We start from the raw sequence: 18,173 nt of genomic DNA, 5'->3' as shown, positions 1-18,173 counted from the left end.
GCTGCAACCGGAGTTGCCCCAATGGTGGCCGGGCAACTCCGCGTCATAGCGGCATCGGATGCGGCCAGTTCATGTGGGCACCTCAAGCGGCCGCATAACCAAGCCGTCGCGCCTGGGTTCCCGCGAGAGCGAGGAGCGTGTCGTCGCTCGCGGCGGTATCGGGAATCAGATAAAGATCGCCGATATCGGTCACCGGATCGCTGAACGGCGTCGGTGAACTGCGTTGCGAGATCAGGAAGTCGCTGATCGGAGATGCATCCGCGAGGCCGAGAAACTGCCCGATACTGGCCGCCGTCGCGCACGGCTCTTCGATGACCTTCCGGTACGAAATGGTCAGCGCGTGAGCCGCCGGTATCTCTTCGAAGAATGCGGTGATCTCGCCGACGTATTGCCCCCACACGCGAATGCCGTCTTCGATCGATCCAGTCCAATGCTTGTGGACCAGCGAATTGGCCACGTGGCGCGGATCGCGGTGGATATGAATGAAGCGCGCCTGCGGCAGCAGTTCGCGTATCAGACGCAAGCAGGAACCCGAGCGCGGCAGGCGTTCGATCGAACCTGTTCGGCCCGACAGTACCGTGGGGTCGGCATACGGAGGATGCTTGTCGCCCCAGATCGGCGCGCCGAACTTCAACTCTTCGCGATAGAAGCGTTCGACCCATCCGCCGAGCGTCCGACGGCCGAATGCGCACAGGCGGTCGCGCGAAGTCTCGCCGAGCAGATCGACGCGTTGGCAGCCGACTTCGAGGAAGTCCTTCAGCAATGCGAAGACGCGGCATTCGTTGGTCAGCTGGATCAGAGGATGCGCGTTCAGCACTGAACAAAGAAAGGTCGTTCCGGACCTGGGCGAGCCAATGATGAACAGCGGGAAGGACTCCATTGCATGCTCCTTGTCGTTCGCTTGGGTTCCCAGCTTACGCAAGCAGCATGGCGTCAGCCTGACGCGGGCATGACTCCCGCGCCACTCGCTTTGACAGCGAGCGACGTCGCCCGTCAGGCAGCGATTCGCAATTCTCGAATGCTGGCGCGCGAGCAGAGCGCGTGCCTCGGCGTAGCTTACTTTTTCTTGCGCGCGAACTTCAAGCCGAAGCGCACCAGCCGCGGCATCGTTTCGGGCCGCAGCAGCCGTGTGTCGTATCCGGCGAATCGACGTTCGTTTTCCTGAAGACACAGTTGCATCAATTCCGGCACGCTGATATCGACATCCGTCACTTGCTGCGCGCCGTTGACCGTGAAGTTGTTATCGTGCTCGTGGACGTTGCCCTCGGCATCCATCGCACGCGCGAGCCCGATACGCTCCCAGATCAGAAACGCCCACACGCCGGCCACCTTGAGCTCGAAGCGGATGCGCTGCCACCATGAAAGCTGCGCGCGATGCCAGGCGACCCAGTTCGCGAACAGCAGAATGTGGCGACACTCTTCCTGCATCACCGGCTCGAACGTCTCGGTCAGTTCCGGCGGGAACAAGCCCGAGCGCCGCGCCACCTCGAACAGGCCGAACGCGAAGAAGCTGTCGATACATTCGCTGTAGCCGGTCACGAGGTAAGCGCGTTCCGTGTCTTTCGGATAGACGTAAGCCGGCTCGCTCGCGAGCGCGATGCCATACGCATGCACCATGCGCGACAGCACTTCCTTATGGCGGTTCTCTTCCCACGCGTTCAGCGCCAGCGCGTCGCGCAGGTCCGGCGTGTCGAGCGAGGCCGCGTAGGCCGCCATGCGTAGGCGTGCCCTGCCTTCGGTTTGCACGGCGATGTCCCAGATCGGCAGTTCGACGATGCGCTTGAGCGTCGAGGCTTCGAGCGGCGGCCATGCGAGCACGGACGGGCGATACGGATTGAAGGTTTCGCGAAACATGCGGCACATTTCGTGCCGGTGCGTGTCGGAGCCCGGCGCCAGCGGGCCGCTGACGGCGCTCGTCCAGTGCCGCATCGCGTGGTCGGCGGCGTCGAGGGTAGAGGGGTCAGGCTGTTCGTGCGGCAGTTGCGGCGCGCGAAAGCCGGGGATCAGCGCTGCAGCGTCGAATGCATCCAGTACCAGTTGGGCCATTGGGTATTCTCGACAAGGCGACGAAGGCGCTGTCGATTCTGCCATGACTGCGCAGGTGTACGCCACGTCGAAGAAAAGCGCTTTGTAATGTTGGGCATGCAAGCATGCGCGAGGTTGACGCCGGGCAAACTTGCGTCAAGAATCGAGCGCCGGGTTCGCTCCAGAATCCGGCTAGACGGACTCCAGCGCGTTTCGACTCGTCGCGGACAACTTCATGATCTTTTGCTCCCCTCCTGCGTTGCGCCGCTTGCTGACAGCGGGTTTCCCGGCCGCCGTGCTGACGGTCACGCTTGGCGTCGCCGGTGCGGTGCCGTTCGGCGAACGGTGTAGGGCAGCCGAGCAGGCCGATGCGTCGAATACCGCGGACAGCGCGGAAACAGGGGAGAGCGCGGACGCCGCCTCCGCGCCCGTCGCGCCACGCCAGGGCACGGAGGCGAGCGCGTCGCCTGTCGGCGATTCGCACGAGCCGCACGCGCTGACAGCCCGGCCGAACGGCGAGCCGCGCAAGCGGACGGCTGCGCGCGGCGACACGCAAGCTGCATCGAATCCGACGGATGCGGCCGACGCGACGGCGAGGCATCGCAACGACAGGGCATTGACGCCCGTGATTCCCGTGCCGCCCGAAACCACCAGCGTCACCACGCATTCGCTTCGCCTGAACGGCCGCAAGCTCGACTACACGGCGACGGCCGGCAATCTGTTGTTGCACGACAAGACCGGCGCGCCCAACGCGAGCGTGTTCTATGTGGCGTACACGGTGCCGACCAAAACGCCGGCGACGCGTCCGATCACGTTTCTGTTCAACGGCGGCCCCGGCGCCGGCAGCGTGTTTCTGATGATGGGCTCGGTCGGCCCCAAACGCGTGCGCACCGCGAGCCCCGCGAGCACACCGCCCGCGCCGTACACGCTCGAAGACAACCCCGACAGCCTGCTCGACATCTCGGACCTCGTGTTCATCGACGCGGTCGGCGCGGGCCTGTCGAGACCGGTCGGGCATGGCACCGGCAAAGACTTCTGGGGCGTCGACCAGGATGTCAGCGCGTTTGCGCAATTCATCGACCGTTATCTGACGGTGAATCAGCGCTGGAATTCGCCGAAGTACCTGCTCGGCGAATCGTATGGCACCGCGCGCGCCGCGATGCTCGCCTATCAGTTGGGGCAGAACAATATCGCGCTGAACGGCGTGATCCTGCTGTCGTCGGTGCTCAATTCGGCGGCGTTCACGCCCGGCAACGATTTCAAGAGCGTGAGCTATCTGCCGAGTTTCGCGGCGATCGCGTGGTATCACGACAAGGTCACGCCGAAGCCCGCGAGCCTGCCGGCCTTTCTCGACGAAGCCCGCGCGTTCGCGCGCGGACCCTATGCGCAGGCGCTCGAACAGGGCGATGCGCTGCCCGACGCGCAGCGCGACGCGATCGCCGCGCGCATCGCGTACTTCACCGGACTCGACGTGGGCTTCGTGAAGCGCAACCGTCTGCGTCTCTATCCGTCGCGGTTCCGAAACGAGTTGCTGCGCAACGAGTCGCGCAGCGTGGGCCGCTACGATGGCCGTTTCGAAGGCCTGAACTACGACGATGCAGCGGAGGATCCCGACTTCGATGCGTCGGTCAGCGGCGTGTCGAATGCGTTCAATGCGGCGCTTCATCAGCATCTGGCGGAAGATCTGCACTACACGCCGAGCGACCGCTACGTGGTGTTCAGCGACGATGCGTTGAAGCAATGGGACTGGAAACATCGCGAATGGTGGGGCGAACGGCTGGAGCTGCCGTACGCGGGCGGTGATCTGGCCGAAGCGATGCGGCAGAATCCGCAACTGCGCGTGCTGTCGCTGAACGGTTACTTCGATCTCGCCACGCCGTTCTTCGCGACCGAATATGCGCTGGCGCATCTCGGCCTCGATCGGCCGCTGCACGAGAACGTGAGCATCGCCTACTATCCGACCGGCCACATGGTGTATCTCGACGATGCCGCGCTGCACGCGATGAAGCGTGATCTCGTGAGCTTTTATACCGCGCAGCCGCGTTGAGATCGGCGAATCGGCGCACGGTGTCGAACGGTATAATTCCACGCACCGTGGAGTAGCCGCGCGCTCCGTCAACCGGCTTCATCGTTTGCCGCTTATGCCATTCACCCCGATTCCGTCCTTCGCGCGCAAGCGCATTTCCGACGTGGTATCCGACCAGATCAAGCAACTGATCTCGGAGGGCACGCTGATGCCCGGCGACCGGCTGCCGGCCGAGCGCGATCTCGCGGCGCAGCTCGGCGTGTCGCGGCCGTCGCTGCGCGAGGCGCTGATCCGGCTGGAAGCGGACGGTTACATCGAAACGTCGGGGCGCGGAGGGTTCACGGTGGTCGACGTGACCGCGCCGATCATCTCGAAGCCGCTTGCCGAGCTGCTGCTGCAGAATCCGCGTACCAGTGCCGACATTCTGGAGTTGCGCCAGGGGCTCGAAGCGATCTCGACGGTCTATGCCGCGCAGCGCGCAACCGCCGCCGACCTGAAGAAAATCCACGCGGCGTTCGACGCGTTGAAGGCTGCGTCGCTGTCGCGCGATCGCGCGAGTCTTGCCGAACTCGATGCCGCGTTCCATCTCGCGATCGCGGATTCCACGCACAACGTCGCGTTGGCGCATGTGATGCACGGCATTCATACGCTGATTCGCGAGGGCATGCGCCAGTATCATCGGCTGATCGATTACGACGACGCGATGGAAAAGCAGCTGATGAGCCAGCACCAGGCGATTTACGACGCCGTCGTCGCGCGCGATGCGCCCAAGGCGCGCAAGGCCGCCGAGCGGCATCTGGCCTTCGTGCGCGAGATTTACAAGGACGATGCGACGAAGCCGTCGGCCGCGGTGATTTCCTGAGTTTGCCGGTTTCGAAGCCCGCGGCCGAGTGTCGTCGCGGGCTCGAGAACATCAAGGTCAGGTGAGTCAGTCGGCGAGCAACACCTCTTCGCCTCGCCCCAACGACACGACGGCGGGTCGCTGGACGGCGGTCTCGATAGCGATGTGCCGCCCCTCGCGCGAAGAGCGTTCGAAAGCATCCAGCACCTCCAGCACATGCAACGCCAGTTCGCCGCTCGCGCGATGCGGCCGACCTCGACGCAATGCCACGGCCATATCCAGCACGCCCACCGCGCGGTAATTGGCCACGCGCGCGCCACTCCTCAACGTGAAGTTGTCGACACCGAAGGCATGGGACCGGATGTCGAGCGGTTTGAAGCCGCCATCACGTTCAGCTAGCCGCGGACTTCCGCCAAAGAAGTTGGGGTCGACGCCCAACAGGCTGCCTTCCGTGCCATAGATTTCGATGGGCGAACGCTGATGAGCCCACACGTCCCAGGAGGCAGTCATCGTCACGTTGGCGCCACTCGCAAATTGCAGGATACCGTTGACCGTGGTGGGCACCTCGACCTCGATGACCTGGCCCTTCAGCGGCTCACTGGAGATGACGCGCTGTGGAAAACCGATGGTCGCGCAAGCAGACACGCGTGCCACCGGACCAAGCAGGTTCACTAGCTGGGTCACGTAATACGGGCCCATGTCGTGAATCGGGCCGCCGCCTCGCTTGAAAAAGAACTCCGGATTGGGATGCCAGGACTCCATGCCGCGGGACAACACGGCCACGGCCCCGCCAATCGCACGCCCGATGCGGCCGCCATCGAGCGCCGCGCGGCAGGCCTGATGGGCCGCGCCGAAGAAGGTGTCCGGCGCGCAGCCCACGCGCAATCCCGCCGCCTCGGCTTTCGCCAACATCGCGCGCGCGGACGCGAAGTCGGTACCCAAAGGCTTTTCGAGGTAGACGTGCTTGCCCGCCTCGAGAATCTGCAGGCTGACCGGCACGTGCGCGTGCGGCACCGTCAGGTTGATGACGATCTCGATGTCGGGGTCGGCCAGCAGCGCGTCCACCGACATCGCGGCCACGCCGTGCTGCGAGGCCTTGGCCTGGGCGGCCTCGGGACGCAAGTCGGCGCAAGCCTTGACGCGGGCGAACTCCGAATTCGCCGCGCCGGTGAAATAAGCATCGCTGATATTGCCGCAACCGATGATGCCGATCAGGACAGGTTTCATGGATCAGGCTCCGAGCTGGTGCAGATAGGCAAAGGCATTGCGGGCGAAGCGTTCGGCGTCGCTGGGATTGTCGTGCTCGGCGGCGAGGAAACGCGCCCCCGCTGCGCGGCAGGCCGCGGACAGCGTGGGCCAATCCATCACGCCGTGACCCACGTCGGCCCAGCCGTCCTCGTCCAGTTTTTCACCCGTCGGCGCGAGGTCTTTCGCATGGGCCGAGACCACGCGGCCCGTGTAGCGGCGCAGCCATGGCAGAGGATCGGCGCCGCCGCGCACGAGCCAGGCCACATCCACCTGCCAGCCGAGCGGGCTTTCCCCGGCTGATTCGAACAGCAGTTCCAGCGCCGTTACGCCGTTCTCCTTGGCGCGGAGTTCCCAATCATGGTTGTGGTAAGCGAGGGCGATGCCCCGATCGGCCAGCCGATGGGCGAACTCGCCCAGCTCGGTGCCGAGCGCCCGCCAATAGGCGGCGTCGCTGTCGCGCTCGGCTGGCGGCACCGCGGGCATGATCAACTGGGTGAACCCGATGGTCTCGCACGCTGCGGTTACGTCGTCCAGACGCTCACGCAGCATGGTCATGCTGAGATGGCTGGAGGAGGCGCGCAGGCCGTGCGCCTGAAGCTTGTTCCGGGTGTCGGCCGCATCTTCCAGCAAGGACCCGATCAGCTCCACCTGGCGAAATCCCGCTTGGGCTGCAATGTCGAACTGCCGGTCTAGGTCGCCCGCTTTACGCAGGCTGTAAATCTGGATGGAAATGGGCAAGGCTTGATTCATGGTCGTCAATCCAAAGAGTCAAGGGGGATGCGGCGCGGATGGCAAGTTGCTCAGGTGGCGAACAGCGACCGCTGCGGAACTGCGTGCAGATCAGAAGGTAAGCGCTTTCCCGTTTCTGTGGAACACGGCTTTACCCCAGGCCGGCAGGGATCGGCCCAAACACGAGTACGCGCAAAGACGCTCGAGATGCGGATTGTATAAAACTGCGGTTTGCGGCAACAGCGTGCTCTCCCGCAAGCTACGTCAGAATCCCAGCTCAGATTCGAGGTCCGGTAGCGCGTGATAGGAAAATATTTTCCCGACGGTGCTAGAATTGTTACCTCCCCGTCGGCGACGGGTACGCCGCCGCCTGAACCCACACCATGCGAAGCAAACCCTCTATCGAAGCCGTTGCCCGCGAGGCTGGCGTGTCCATCGCCACGGTGTCGCGTGTGCTCAACGGCACCAAGCCGGTGTCGGCGGCCACGCGGCAGCGGGTTGAGGCAGCCGTCAGCGCACTGGACTACCGGGTCAATCCGTTCGGCCGCAGCCTGAGTACCGGCCAGAGTCGCATTCTGCTGATGCTCATGCCGGATTTCGCCAACCCCTATTACGCCGAGATCGTCCGCGGGGCCGCCGCGGTCAGTCGCCAGGCCGGTTACACGCTGCTTCCGGCGGACCTGGAAGCCTGGAGCGGCACGGCGGACGCGTCGCTGCCGACGCTGGTCGGCAGTCTGAGCGACGGCGTCATCAATCTCGTGCCCATGTCCGACCAGGCAGCCCGGCGCGAGGCGGCGAATGGCAAGCCGTGGGTCAATTGTTCGGAATTCCTGCCCGGAAGCGATGTGCCTTATGTCAGCATCGACCACCGCCAGGCCGCTACGGATGCCGTGCAGTACCTGATCAATAAAGGCCACCGGCGCATCGGCTTCATCACCAGCGATGAGCGCTTTTTGTATGCGCGTCAGCGCCGCGAGGGCTACGAGGCAGCACTACTGCGCGCCGGCCTCGCGCCTGCGCCGGAGCTTGTCTGTGTCACTGGCGACAATAGTTACGCCGCCGGAAGCCAGGCGGCGGCAAGTCTGCTGGCGGTGGTCGATCCGCCGACTGCGGTGTTCGCCGTGTCGGACACGTTGGCGATCGGCGCGATCAAGTGCTTCAGCAAGGCCGGCCGGCGGGTGCCGCACGACGTGGCGGTAATGGGCTTCGACGACGTGCCCATCGCCGACATCTTCGAGCCGGGGCTCACCACCGTGGCCCAGCCCATGGTCGAACTGGGCGCCGCGGCGGCCGAAATGCTACTGGCACTGCTGGACGGCGAACGCCCCGCGCCGCGCATCCTGCAGCATCGGCTGGTGCTGCGGGAGTCGGTTTGAGCGGTCGGTCGGTCGGGATGCCTTCCAGGCGCTAACCTGGATACACGGAAACGCTGACGCGCGACGCCGGCTATCCGAATTGACACCATCAACGGACTTTTTTATAGTCTTGGTCAGACCAACATGACCAAGACGGCCAAACAGGCCGCACCGGTCAACCGACATCGTCCCCGCCGCTTTTCCTGAAGAGCCTATGAAAGTCGCACTGTTTATCCCGTGCTTTATCGACGCGTTCTATCCCGAGGTCGGTATCGCGACGCTCGAACTGCTCGAACGTTTCGGCATCGAGGTCGACTATCCGCAGCAGCAGACCTGCTGTGGCCAGCCGATGGCCAATAGCGGCGCACACGCGGATGCCGCTGCCACCGAGCGGCTGTTCGCGCGCAACTTCGCCGGCTACGACTACATCGTCGGTCCGTCCGCGAGCTGCATTCATCATGTGCGCGAACATTTGACCGCGCTCGAGCAGACCGACGAAGTGAAGAAAGTGCGCGCAAGCGCCTACGAGCTGGTCGAGTTTCTGCACGACGTGATCGGCGCGCGCGAATTTCCGTGGGCCGAGTTTCCGCATCGCGTCGGCCTGCACACCAGTTGCAGCGCGCTGCGTCATCTGAAGCAGGCGTCGGCGTCGGAAATCGCCGGTCCGTCGTTTTCGAAGCCGCGCGCGTTGCTCGAAGGCGTGAAGGGCATCGAGTTCGTGAAGCCCGCGAGGCCCGACGAATGCTGCGGTTTCGGCGGCACGTTCTCGGTCACCGAAGAAGCGGTGTCGGTGCGCATGGGCCAGGACAAGGTGCGCGACCATCTGAATGCGGGCGCCGAGTACATCGTTTCGGGCGACATGTCGTGCCTGATGCACCAGCAGGGTTGCGCGGAACGCATGAAGGCCGACGCGCGCTTCATTCATATCGCGCAGGTTCTCAATGGAGCACGCGCATGAGCGGCGACCACCAGCGCATCGATCACGCGAAAGCCGCGGGGTCTTTCATTAGCAAGACCGAGCATGTCGCGTTTCACGACAAACGTCTGTGGGACCTGCGCGAGAAGCGCGACGCGCAGGCGCACGGCATTGCCGAATGGGAAACCTTGCGCTCGTTGGCGTCGGGCATCAAGGAACACACGCTGTCGCATCTGGCCGACTACCTGGAGCAGTTCGCGGCGGCGGCCGAGGCCAACGGCGTGGTCGTGCATTGGGCCGCGAGCGCGGAAGAGCACAACGCGATCGTCCACGAACTGATGGCCGGGCGCGGCATGACGACGCTCGTGAAGAGCAAGTCGATGCTCACCGACGAATGCCGGATGCGCGAGTATCTCGAACCGCGCGGCATTACCGTGATGGAGACGGACCTCGGCGAGCGCATCCAGCAGCTCGATCACCAGGACCCGAGCCATATGGTCGTGCCGGCGGTGCACAAGCTGCGCGCTGACGTGGCCGAGCTGTTCGGCCGCACCATCGGCACCGATCCGGCGAATAGCGACATCCACTACCTGGCCGAGAGTCAGCGCATGAATACGCGGCCGTATTTCGTGCGCGAGAAAACGGCCGGCATGACCGGCTGTAATTTCGCGGTGGCGGAGACGGGCACGGTCGTCGTCTGCACGAACGAAGGCAATGCGGATCTTTCGGCTAACGTGCCGCCGCTGCATATCGCATCGATCGGGATCGAGAAGCTGATCCCGAGGGTGTCGGATCTCGGCGTGTTCGTGCGCATGCTGTCGCGCAGCGCATTGGGTTCGCCGATCACGCAGTACACGTCGCATTTTCGTGCGCCGCGGCCGGGCACCGAGATGCACTTCATCCTCGTCGATCATGGCCGCTCCGAGCGGCTCGCGATGGAGGACTTCTGGTACTCGCTCAAATGCATACGCTGCGGCGCGTGCATGAACACGTGTCCGGTCTATCGGCGCAGCGGCGGACTGTCGTATGGCGGCACCTATTCGGGGCCGATCGGCGCGATCATCAATCCGACATACGATCTGAAACGCTATAGCGCATTGCCGTTCGCGTCGACACTCAATGGCAGTTGCACGAACGTGTGTCCGGTGAAGATCAACATTCACGAGCAGATCTACAAGTGGCGCGCGGTGATCGCCGAGCAGCACGAAGTGCCGTTCGTCAAACAGGAGGTACTGAAGATGGCGGGGCGTCTGCTATCGAGTCCGACCTTGTATCGCGCGACGGTGTCGTCGATGGGCAGCGCGTTGCGGCGGCTGCCGAATTTCGTGCTGTACAACCCGCTGAATATCTGGGGCCGGCAGCGCGAACTGCCGGAAGCGCCGAAGATGACTTTTCATGCCTGGTACAAGAAGAATCGCGGAGGCGGCGATGACAACGCGTGAGGCTTTTCTCGCCAAAGTGCGCGCCGCGCAACCGGACGCGCGGCCGCGTCCCGACGTGCCGCTATTCGATGCGGTTGGCGGCGATCTGCGGGCGCGTTTCACGGCGGCGTTGCAGACGATGGGCGGCACCTGTGTCGAAGCAACAAGCGCGCGCGACGTCGGCGCAATGATTCGCGAACGTTTTGGCGCGGCGGCATCGATTGCGTCGGCGAGCGCCGAAGTGCCGGGCACGCGCGCGATCGGCGCGGATACGGACCCCGCGTCGCTGCAGGACGTCGACGTCGGTGTGGTGCGGGCGCGCTTCGGCGTCGCCGAAACCGGCTCGGTGTGGTTCAGCGAGCGTGAATATGTGGTCAACGCGTTGGGCTACATCGTCCAGCATCTGGTGGTGCTGCTCGATCCGACGCAGCTGCTCGATGGACTGCAAGACGTCTATCGTCGCGACGATTTCCACAGCGCGCGTTACGCGGCGCTCGTTACCGGACCATCGGCGACCGCCGATATCGAGGGCGTACTGATTCGCGGCGCGCAGGGCGTGCGTTCGCTGACGGTCGTGTGGCTCGCGGGCTGAACTGCGGCGGTTGCCGCGCCGGACTTTGCTATCATCACTGTATAAACATACAGGTTCTGCAAAAACTCCGTGGCAACCGACGCTCGCTCAGAGATCCGCTCTGACGTCCCTTACTACCTGCTGAATTTCGAACGCGCGCTGGCGTGGCTCGCCGCGCGTTACGACGACCTGCTCGACGACGAAGAGCACGCCTTTCTGGAAACTTTCGCGACCTTGCCGCAGGCATCGCGGGCGTTGCTGGTGCGCATGCTGATGCGCAAGGGCATGCTGTTTCGCGCGAGCCGCCTGAGTTACGACGAGATCGGCTGTCCGTTGCAGGCGGCGATGCCGATGACGGTGCATCGCTGGATCGACACCGAGCCCGCTCTGTCTCTCGACGATCTGTTTGCGCTCAGCACGCGAGCGCAATTGATGGACATGTTCGCGGACGCGATCGCGCGGATTCCCGGCGCAAAGGCATTGCGCAAACCCGATCTGCTCGCCACGCTGCGCGCGTTTTACGCAACTGAAAGCGGCGAAGAGCCTGCGCGCACATCACGTCCGCTCGCCGCGTGGCACGACACCACGACAGACCGCGTGCTGCACGTCGCGATCGCGCCGTTGTGCGATCGCTTGCGGCTGATGTTCTTCGGCAATCTGCATCAGGACTGGTCGGAGTTCGTGCTTGCCGATGTTGGCGTGTTCCAGTACGAGAAGGTCGCGTTCGGCCCGTCGTCGCGCGCGTTCCAGCAACGCGCTGACGTCGACGTCTATCTCGCGCTGCACGCGTGCCGCGAAGCGCTGGAATGGCTGCCGGCAGATAACGACACCGCCCCCCTTCACGAACTGATCGCAACCGTTCGCTCGATCGGCACCGCGAATCCGTGGCTCGAAACGCGCCGCGCGAAACTGCTGTTCCGGATCGGCCAGGATTGCGAGCGGCGCGCGCAGTGGGACATCGCGCTCGCGGTGTACGACGCCTGCGCATGGCCCGGCGCCCGTCATCGGCGCATGCGCGTGCTCGAACGCAGCGAGCGTTACGGCGAAGCGCTCGCGCTGGCCTCGCAGGCCGACGCCACGCCCGAGAGCGAGGAAGAGGCGCAGCGCGTCGCCCGGATGTTGCCGCGCTTGCGGCGCAAATGCGGCGAGCCGGCGGCGCGTGCCGCAGCGCCGCGGCCTGTGGAGCGCGGCACGCTGGTGCTGCCGAAGCCTGACACGCCGGTGGCCGTCGAATACGTGGTGCGCGATCATCTGAGCAGCGACGCCGCGCCGGTGCACTACGTCGAGAACGCGCTGATCAATTCGCTGTTCGGTCTGCTGTGCTGGGAGCCGGTTTTCGCGGCGCTGCCCGGCGCGTTTTTTCATCCGTTCCAGCGCGGACCGGCCGATCTGCACGCGCCGGATTTTCACGCGCGTCGCGCCGCGCAGTTCGCCGCATGCTTCGCGCAGCTCGACAGCGGGGTCTATCGCGACACGATTCTGCGTCATCTGCAGGACAAGGCCGGCATGCAGTCGCCGTTCGTGTTCTGGGGACTGCTGACGCCGGAGCTCGTCGCGCTCGCGCTCGACTGTCTGCCCGCCGCGCATCTGAAGCTGTGGTTCGAGCGCTTGCTGCGCGACATTCGCGGCAATCGCTCGGGCTTGCCGGACCTGATCCGGTTCTGGCCGGCCGAGCGTCGCTACGAATTGATCGAGGTGAAAGGCCCCGGCGATCGTCTGCAGGACAACCAGATTCGCTGGCTCGCGTACTGCGTGCAACACGGCATGCCGGTGCGCGTCGTCGACGTGCGCTGGGCCGGCCAGGAGGCGCAGAATGAAGCGGACGTCGCGACGCGTGCCGAAGCGGAGCGGGTCGTATGAGCTACGTGGTGGCCGTGCGCGCGATGTGCGAATTCACCGCGCGGCGCGGCGATCTCGATCTGCGCTTCACGCCCGCGCCGACTTCGCTCGAAGGCATCGCCGGTCATCAGATGGTCGCCGGCCGCCGCGCGAGCGGCTACGAAACCGAACTCACGCTGACGGGCACGCATCGCAGTCTGACCGTGCGCGGCCGCGCGGACGGCTACGATCCGACCGCCAACCGGCTCGAAGAAGTGAAGACCTATCGCGGCGATCTCGCTCGCATGCCCGCCAATCATCGCGTGCTGCACTGGGCGCAGGCGCTCGTCTATGGGCATCTGCTGTGCCGGGCGCGCGGGCTCGGCGAGCTGACGGTCGCGCTGGTGTACTTCGATATCGGCAGTCAGAAGGAAACCGTGCTGACGCAGCAGCACAGCGCGCGCGAGCTCGAAATCTTCTTCGTCGACCAGTGCGAACGATTTCTCGATTGGGCCTTGCAGGAAGACGCGCATCGCGTCGCGCGCAATGCGGCGCTCGTCGCGATGCAGTTTCCGTACGGCCAGTTTCGCAGTGGGCAGCGCGAGCTCGCGGTGGCCGTGTATCGCGCGGCGCGCGACGGCAAGCCGTTGATGGCGCAGGCGCCGACCGGCATCGGTAAGACGCTGGCGACGATTTTTCCGTTGCTGAAAGCCTGTGGCGAAGACCGGCTCGATCGGGTGTTCTTTCTGACCGCGAAGACCCCGGGCCGCGCGCTTGCGCTCGATGCGATCGACTCGCTGCATCAGGCGGCGCCACTGCCGCTCAGAACGCTCGAACTCGTCGCGCGCGACAAAGCCTGCGAGCATCCGGACAAAGCCTGCAACGGCGAGTCCTGTCCGCTCGCGCGCGGCTTTTACGACCGTCTCGATGCGGCGCGCGCAGCCGCGCTGGCGACGCCGCGGCTCGACCGCGCGGCGGTGCGCGAGGCCGCGCTCGCGCACGACGTCTGTCCGTACTATCTGGCGCAGGAGCTCGCGCGCTGGGCCGATGTGATCGTCGGCGATTACAACTACTACTACGACGGCAGCGCGATGCTGTACGCGCTCACGCAGATCAACCAGTGGCGCGTCGGCGTGCTGGTCGACGAAGCGCACAACCTGCTCGAACGCGCGCGCCGCATGTATACCGCGTCGCTCGATCAAAGCGCGTTCCGGCTCGCGCGCAGCAGCGCGCCGGCGGCGCTGAAGAAGCCGCTCGAACGCTTGCAGCGCGAGTGGAATGCGGTGAAGCGTGCTCAGACGGCGAGCTATCAGGTATATGCGGAGGTGCCCGGCAAACTGCTGTCCGCCGCGCAGAATCTGATCGGCGCGGTAACGGATCAGCTCGCCGACGCGCCGCTGTCGATCGACGAACACGCGCTGAGGGTTTTCTTCGACGCGATGCACTTCGTCGCGCTGGCCGAGCAGTTCGGCGAGCACTCGATGTTCGACGTGACCTTGAGCGCCGACCGCTACGCGCCGCGCGACAAAACCAGTGCGGCACTATGCGTGCGCAACGTCATCCCCGCGCCGTTTCTCGCGCCGCGCTATGCGGCCGCGCGTACCACGGTGATGTTCTCCGGCACGCTGAATCCGCAACACTTCTATCGCGATACACTTGGGCTCGCCGACGACACGCACTGGCTCGACATCGAAGGACCGTTTCGCGCGGAGCAGTTGCAGGTGCACGTGGCTGCTCATGTGTCGACGCGCTGGCGCGACCGCGAACGCTCGCTCGCGCCGATCGTCGAGCTGATCGCGAAACAGTACGACACCCAGCCTGGTAATTACCTCGGGTTCCTGAGCAGTTTCGACTATCTGCAACGCGTGGTCGCGCTGCTGCGCGAGCGGCATCCCGGCTTGCCGGTGTGGGCGCAGGAGCCCGGCATGGACGAAGCCGCGCGCGATGCGTTTCTCGCGCGCTTCAGGACGATGAGTCAGGGCATCGGCTTCGCGGTGCTCGGCGGCGCGTTTTCGGAGGGGGTCGATCTGACCGGGCAGCAACTGATCGGCGCGTTCGTCGCGACGCTCGGTCTGCCGCAGATCAACGATGTCAACGAGCAGATGCGCCGCACGCTCGATGCGCGCTTCGGCAACGGCTACGACTACATGTACCTGTATCCGGGATTGCAGAAAGTCGTGCAGGCGGCGGGGCGCGTGATTCGCACCGAAGAGGACCGCGGCGTCGTGCATCTGATCGACGACCGCTTTCGCAGGCCGGAGGTGCGGCGGCTGTTGCCGCGCTGGTGGCAAGTTCGCTAGCGCGGCGCCGCGCTGGCGAATCTTCTACGTGCGCGGCAACAGCCGCGTCACGCCTCAAACATCACGCCTTAAACGTGCGGCGACGTCGAGCCCGGATTGCCGGGCGTACCGGGGCCGCCGGCCGGGCGCGGATCGACGGGGATCTGATCGTCCAGCGGCGCGTCGCCCTCGTGCGCAGCGTGGTGGTCGCGCGCGGCGTCGCCATCCGGCTGTCCGCCCTGGCGCACGCGCGGCACGGCCGTCACGACCTTGGCCTTGCTTGCCGGGTCCCACGTCAGCAGATGACGCTGCGGATTCGCGATCTCGATGCCGAGGTCGCTGAAGCGCTCGAGGATGCGCCGGTTGAACTCGCGTTGCACGCCCCAGCGCGACGTATCGCGGCATTGCATCTGACCGGCCAGCGTCACCGCCGAGCCGTCGACCGCATCGACACCCCAGAACGAGAAGTCCGACAGGATGCCGTCCTTGAACTTGTCGTCCGCGCGCAGCGATGCGCCGATTTCCTTCAGCGTGTCGATCGCGCGCTCGACGTCCTGGCCGAACACGATGTTCACGCGCACCGCCGCATTGCCGATACCGCGATTCGTGTTGTTCACGGTCGACACCGAGCTGAACGGCACCGTAAACAGCGAGCCGTCGCTGCCGCGCAGCCGCACGGTGCGAATCGACAGATATTCGACCGTGCCCGACACGCCCGCGAGCGTGACCCAGTCGCCCACCTGCATCGCGTTTTCCATCAGCAGGAAGATGCCGGTGATGAAGTCCTGCACGAGCTTCTGCGAGCCGAAGCCGAGCGCGACGCCGAAGATGCTCGCGCCCGCGAGCAGCGGCCCGATGTTCACGCCGAGCTGGCTCAGGCCGGTCAGCACGACGATCAGCGCGATCACGCAGAACAGCGCGCTGCGCAGCATCGGCATCAGCGTGCGCAGACGCGCGGCGCGCACCAGATCGCCGCGGCTCGTCCAGTTGTCGAGGCGGCGTTCGGCCGACACGTTGACCACCTCCCACACCACCAGCGCGATGACCGCGGCCACGGCGATCGTCGCGAGCGCCGATGCGAGCCGGTGCCCGATCGTGCCGCTGCGAAACAGATCGACGACGTCGACGCCCCACGCCTGCAACAGCACCAGCGCGGTGACGATGCCGAGGATCCAGCCGATCACGCGCCGCAGCGCCGGATAGTATCGGTACGCGTGCTGATGCACGAGGGAGCGCGACTCTTCGTCCTGCACGTGGAACAGGCGCGCGAGCGCACCGAAGATCACGATCGACGCGAGCCGCGCGCCGATCAGGACCGCGAGCGTCATGCCGCCGATATTGACGAGCGCGTGATAGCCGTTCCGCACGTCGAAGGCCCAGACGAACCACAGCCCCATCACGATCGTTACCGTGACCCAGGCCCACGCATCGGCGAACGCATTGCCGAACATCTGCAACGACTCGTGCGCGGCAAAGCGATTGCGAATCCGGTTGGCGACCGGCTTCGCGCAGCGCAACACGAGGATCGAAATCATCACGTGACCGACGAGCGCGACTACTTTGAGCAGCGCGAGATGCGCGGCGTCGTTCATGCCGAGCGCCTGCGCGACCTCGGCAAGCGCGACACCGGCGCCGACCACGCTGACGATCCGCACGATCCAGTCGAGTATGTAGCTGGCCCACGCATCGCCCATGCGCAGCAGCCGCAGACGCGGCGCGTTCGGCTGCAGGAAGAACGCGCCGACGATCACGACGCAGCGGCACACCACGTAGACGTCGATCAGCGAATCGAGCGCGCGGTCCTGCGGCGTGCCGTCGTCGGCGACGAGCGAGATCAGCGCGCTCGCCGCGGCGACGAACGCGGCAATCGGGATGAGCCGCACCAGCGTGATGAGCAGCGCGCGCGGCAGACGTTGCAGCAGCGTCCAGTGGTGCGTCGCGTTGCGCTTGCCTTCGGCTTCGATCGCGCGGCCTTTCTCCGATGGCGTCGCGTACGGCGCGGCCGGCCCAGTCGCGACGGCCTGCGCTTCCGCTTCGAGCACCGCCGGCACGGACGACATCGCGGGCAGCGGCGGCGTGCTGGTCGGCGCAGAGCCGGCGGCGCCGTGCGCGGGCGGCGGCACGCTGTCGTGGTCATCCTGCTGCGCGGCTTCGCGGCGCGCGGCGATCGCCCGATAGGCGCGCCGCAGCAGTCGCCGCACCAGCCATTCGAGCAGCAATGCGGGGATCAGTGCGGCGAGCAGCGACCAGAGCACCTGGAACAGCACCATGCGCGCGTGCGGGTTGGCGAACTGCCAGTGCCACCACGCGCGCACCGACGCGACGTCGAGTAGCGCGCCGATCGAGCCCCGCAGCGAGGTCGCGAGATAGCTCGCGTAATGCGCGCCCTGGCGAGCGATCTGCGAGGCGAGACCATTGGATTTGAACGCAGTCGGCACGAGCGAGGCGGCTCCGCTGGCGGCGGCCGGCGCCGACACCGCCGCCGGCGCGGAAGCGGGCGGCGCACTCAAAGCGCCGGCTGCGGCGATCGCCTGCAATGTATCGGCGACTTGCGCGCGACGTTTCGGGTCGTTCAGCACGGCGAGGGCGTCGCGGGCCTGCTGAGGAGTCAGGGTCACGGCGTCCGACGCGGGCGCGACGGACGTAGGGTGGGCGGGCTGCGGCGCGGCGGCGAAGGCGGGCGCCGCGCCGGCGAGCAGAAAAATCAAAAAACAGGCACGCAGAAATTTTTGCATAGGGTGTAAAGCGGAATGAAGCCAGTGCGGACGATGGCGCCGGAACGTGGGGCTGATTTAGCCGGGCGACCCGGGACCGACAAGGGCCGGGGGGGCGAAGTTCCTGCGGCGGAGGCCCGCCGGACGGGCGAAAGGGCCGCGAGGACGGCGCCCGCCGGGCGTGGCGTTGATGCGACAGGATAGCCTATGCCGGCGGGCAGGCCTGTCGA

General features: G+C 65.6%; 13 protein-coding genes. 8 read left to right on the top strand and 5 right to left on the bottom strand.

Annotated features, from left to right (window positions below; genetic code table 11):
• Positions 1 to 82: 82 nt before the first annotated feature.
• Together EVC45_RS12925 and EVC45_RS12920 are read right to left on the bottom strand one after the other, a co-directional pair.
• Complete coding sequence (locus tag EVC45_RS12925; protein ID WP_129958366.1) at positions 83 to 880, bottom strand: sulfotransferase; 798 nt, start codon at positions 878 to 880, stop codon at positions 83 to 85.
• 176 nt (positions 881 to 1,056) lie between these two features.
• Positions 1,057 to 2,046 carry a ferritin-like domain-containing protein gene (locus EVC45_RS12920; RefSeq protein ID WP_129958365.1) on the bottom strand — a complete coding sequence of 330 codons (990 nt, stop codon included), beginning with the start codon at positions 2,044 to 2,046 and terminating at the stop codon, positions 1,057 to 1,059.
• A gap of 214 nt (positions 2,047 to 2,260) precedes the next feature.
• Between EVC45_RS12920 and EVC45_RS12915 the strand changes: the two genes are divergently transcribed.
• Both EVC45_RS12915 and EVC45_RS12910 read left to right on the top strand, forming a co-directional pair.
• The gene (locus EVC45_RS12915) at positions 2,261 to 4,072 is read left to right on the top strand and encodes a S10 family peptidase (protein ID WP_129958364.1); all 1,812 of its coding nucleotides are present in this window, start codon (positions 2,261 to 2,263) and stop codon (positions 4,070 to 4,072) included.
• A gap of 94 nt (positions 4,073 to 4,166) precedes the next feature.
• On the top strand, positions 4,167 to 4,913 hold the full coding sequence (locus EVC45_RS12910; RefSeq protein ID WP_129958363.1) for a FadR/GntR family transcriptional regulator: 747 nt from the start codon (positions 4,167 to 4,169) through the stop codon (positions 4,911 to 4,913).
• A 66-nt stretch (positions 4,914 to 4,979) separates the two neighbouring features.
• Here EVC45_RS12910 and EVC45_RS12905 read toward each other — a convergent pair whose 3' ends face one another.
• Both EVC45_RS12905 and EVC45_RS12900 read right to left on the bottom strand, forming a co-directional pair.
• Positions 4,980 to 6,119 carry a Gfo/Idh/MocA family protein gene (locus EVC45_RS12905; RefSeq protein WP_129958362.1) on the bottom strand — a complete coding sequence of 380 codons (1,140 nt, stop codon included), beginning with the start codon at positions 6,117 to 6,119 and terminating at the stop codon, positions 4,980 to 4,982.
• A gap of 3 nt (positions 6,120 to 6,122) precedes the next feature.
• Positions 6,123 to 6,890, bottom strand: coding sequence for a sugar phosphate isomerase/epimerase (locus EVC45_RS12900; protein WP_129958361.1), 768 nt, complete (start codon positions 6,888 to 6,890; stop codon positions 6,123 to 6,125).
• Between the two features lie 362 nt (positions 6,891 to 7,252).
• Here EVC45_RS12900 and EVC45_RS12895 point away from each other — a divergent pair, with 362 nt between their 5' ends.
• From EVC45_RS12895 to EVC45_RS12870, 6 genes are all read left to right on the top strand, one after another.
• A complete protein-coding gene (locus EVC45_RS12895; RefSeq protein ID WP_129958360.1) occupies positions 7,253 to 8,245 on the top strand; it encodes a LacI family DNA-binding transcriptional regulator in 993 nt (330 codons plus the stop codon).
• A gap of 193 nt (positions 8,246 to 8,438) precedes the next feature.
• On the top strand, positions 8,439 to 9,182 hold the full coding sequence (locus EVC45_RS12890; RefSeq protein ID WP_129958359.1) for a (Fe-S)-binding protein: 744 nt from the start codon (positions 8,439 to 8,441) through the stop codon (positions 9,180 to 9,182).
• On the top strand, positions 9,179 to 10,582 hold the full coding sequence (locus EVC45_RS12885) for a lactate utilization protein B (RefSeq protein ID WP_129958358.1): 1,404 nt from the start codon (positions 9,179 to 9,181) through the stop codon (positions 10,580 to 10,582). Before EVC45_RS12890 ends, EVC45_RS12885 begins: the two co-directional genes overlap by 4 nt.
• A complete protein-coding gene (locus EVC45_RS12880; protein WP_129958357.1) occupies positions 10,569 to 11,153 on the top strand; it encodes an LUD domain-containing protein in 585 nt (194 codons plus the stop codon). The genes EVC45_RS12885 and EVC45_RS12880 overlap by 14 nt, the downstream gene beginning before the upstream one ends.
• 69 nt (positions 11,154 to 11,222) lie before the next feature.
• Positions 11,223 to 12,992 (top strand): VRR-NUC domain-containing protein, encoded by a 1,770-nt coding sequence (locus tag EVC45_RS12875; RefSeq protein ID WP_129958356.1) that lies wholly within the window; start codon positions 11,223 to 11,225, stop codon positions 12,990 to 12,992.
• The gene (locus EVC45_RS12870) at positions 12,989 to 15,250 is read left to right on the top strand and encodes an ATP-dependent DNA helicase (RefSeq protein ID WP_129958355.1); all 2,262 of its coding nucleotides are present in this window, start codon (positions 12,989 to 12,991) and stop codon (positions 15,248 to 15,250) included. The genes EVC45_RS12875 and EVC45_RS12870 overlap by 4 nt, the downstream gene beginning before the upstream one ends.
• 68 nt (positions 15,251 to 15,318) lie before the next feature.
• Here the strand turns inward: EVC45_RS12870 and EVC45_RS12865 are convergent, their stop codons facing one another.
• Positions 15,319 to 17,964 carry a mechanosensitive ion channel domain-containing protein gene (locus tag EVC45_RS12865; RefSeq protein ID WP_129958354.1) on the bottom strand — a complete coding sequence of 882 codons (2,646 nt, stop codon included), beginning with the start codon at positions 17,962 to 17,964 and terminating at the stop codon, positions 15,319 to 15,321.
• Positions 17,965 to 18,173 lie beyond the last annotated feature (209 nt).

This window comes from Paraburkholderia sp. UYCP14C, assembly GCF_004197395.1.
Lineage (GTDB): Bacteria > Pseudomonadota > Gammaproteobacteria > Burkholderiales > Burkholderiaceae > Paraburkholderia.
This window is presented reverse-complemented; position numbering and strand designations above follow the sequence as displayed.

What these genes read in the sequence shown, in the direction of transcription:
- EVC45_RS12885 (WP_129958358.1), top strand. Translation starts at nt 9,179, where the DNA reads ATGAGCGGCGACCACCAGCGCATCGATCACGCGAAAGCCGCGGGGTCT.
- EVC45_RS12900 (WP_129958361.1), bottom strand. Translation starts at nt 6,890, where the DNA reads ATGAATCAAGCCTTGCCCATTTCCATCCAGATTTACAGCCTGCGTAAA.
- EVC45_RS12890 (WP_129958359.1), top strand. Translation starts at nt 8,439, where the DNA reads ATGAAAGTCGCACTGTTTATCCCGTGCTTTATCGACGCGTTCTATCCC.
- EVC45_RS12880 (WP_129958357.1), top strand. Translation starts at nt 10,569, where the DNA reads ATGACAACGCGTGAGGCTTTTCTCGCCAAAGTGCGCGCCGCGCAACCG.
- EVC45_RS12870 (WP_129958355.1), top strand. Translation starts at nt 12,989, where the DNA reads ATGAGCTACGTGGTGGCCGTGCGCGCGATGTGCGAATTCACCGCGCGG.
- EVC45_RS12920 (WP_129958365.1), bottom strand. Translation starts at nt 2,046, where the DNA reads ATGGCCCAACTGGTACTGGATGCATTCGACGCTGCAGCGCTGATCCCC.
- EVC45_RS12905 (WP_129958362.1), bottom strand. Translation starts at nt 6,119, where the DNA reads ATGAAACCTGTCCTGATCGGCATCATCGGTTGCGGCAATATCAGCGAT.
- EVC45_RS12915 (WP_129958364.1), top strand. Translation starts at nt 2,261, where the DNA reads ATGATCTTTTGCTCCCCTCCTGCGTTGCGCCGCTTGCTGACAGCGGGT.
- EVC45_RS12865 (WP_129958354.1), bottom strand. Translation starts at nt 17,964, where the DNA reads ATGCAAAAATTTCTGCGTGCCTGTTTTTTGATTTTTCTGCTCGCCGGC.
- EVC45_RS12925 (WP_129958366.1), bottom strand. Translation starts at nt 880, where the DNA reads ATGGAGTCCTTCCCGCTGTTCATCATTGGCTCGCCCAGGTCCGGAACG.
- EVC45_RS12910 (WP_129958363.1), top strand. Translation starts at nt 4,167, where the DNA reads ATGCCATTCACCCCGATTCCGTCCTTCGCGCGCAAGCGCATTTCCGAC.
- EVC45_RS12895 (WP_129958360.1), top strand. Translation starts at nt 7,253, where the DNA reads ATGCGAAGCAAACCCTCTATCGAAGCCGTTGCCCGCGAGGCTGGCGTG.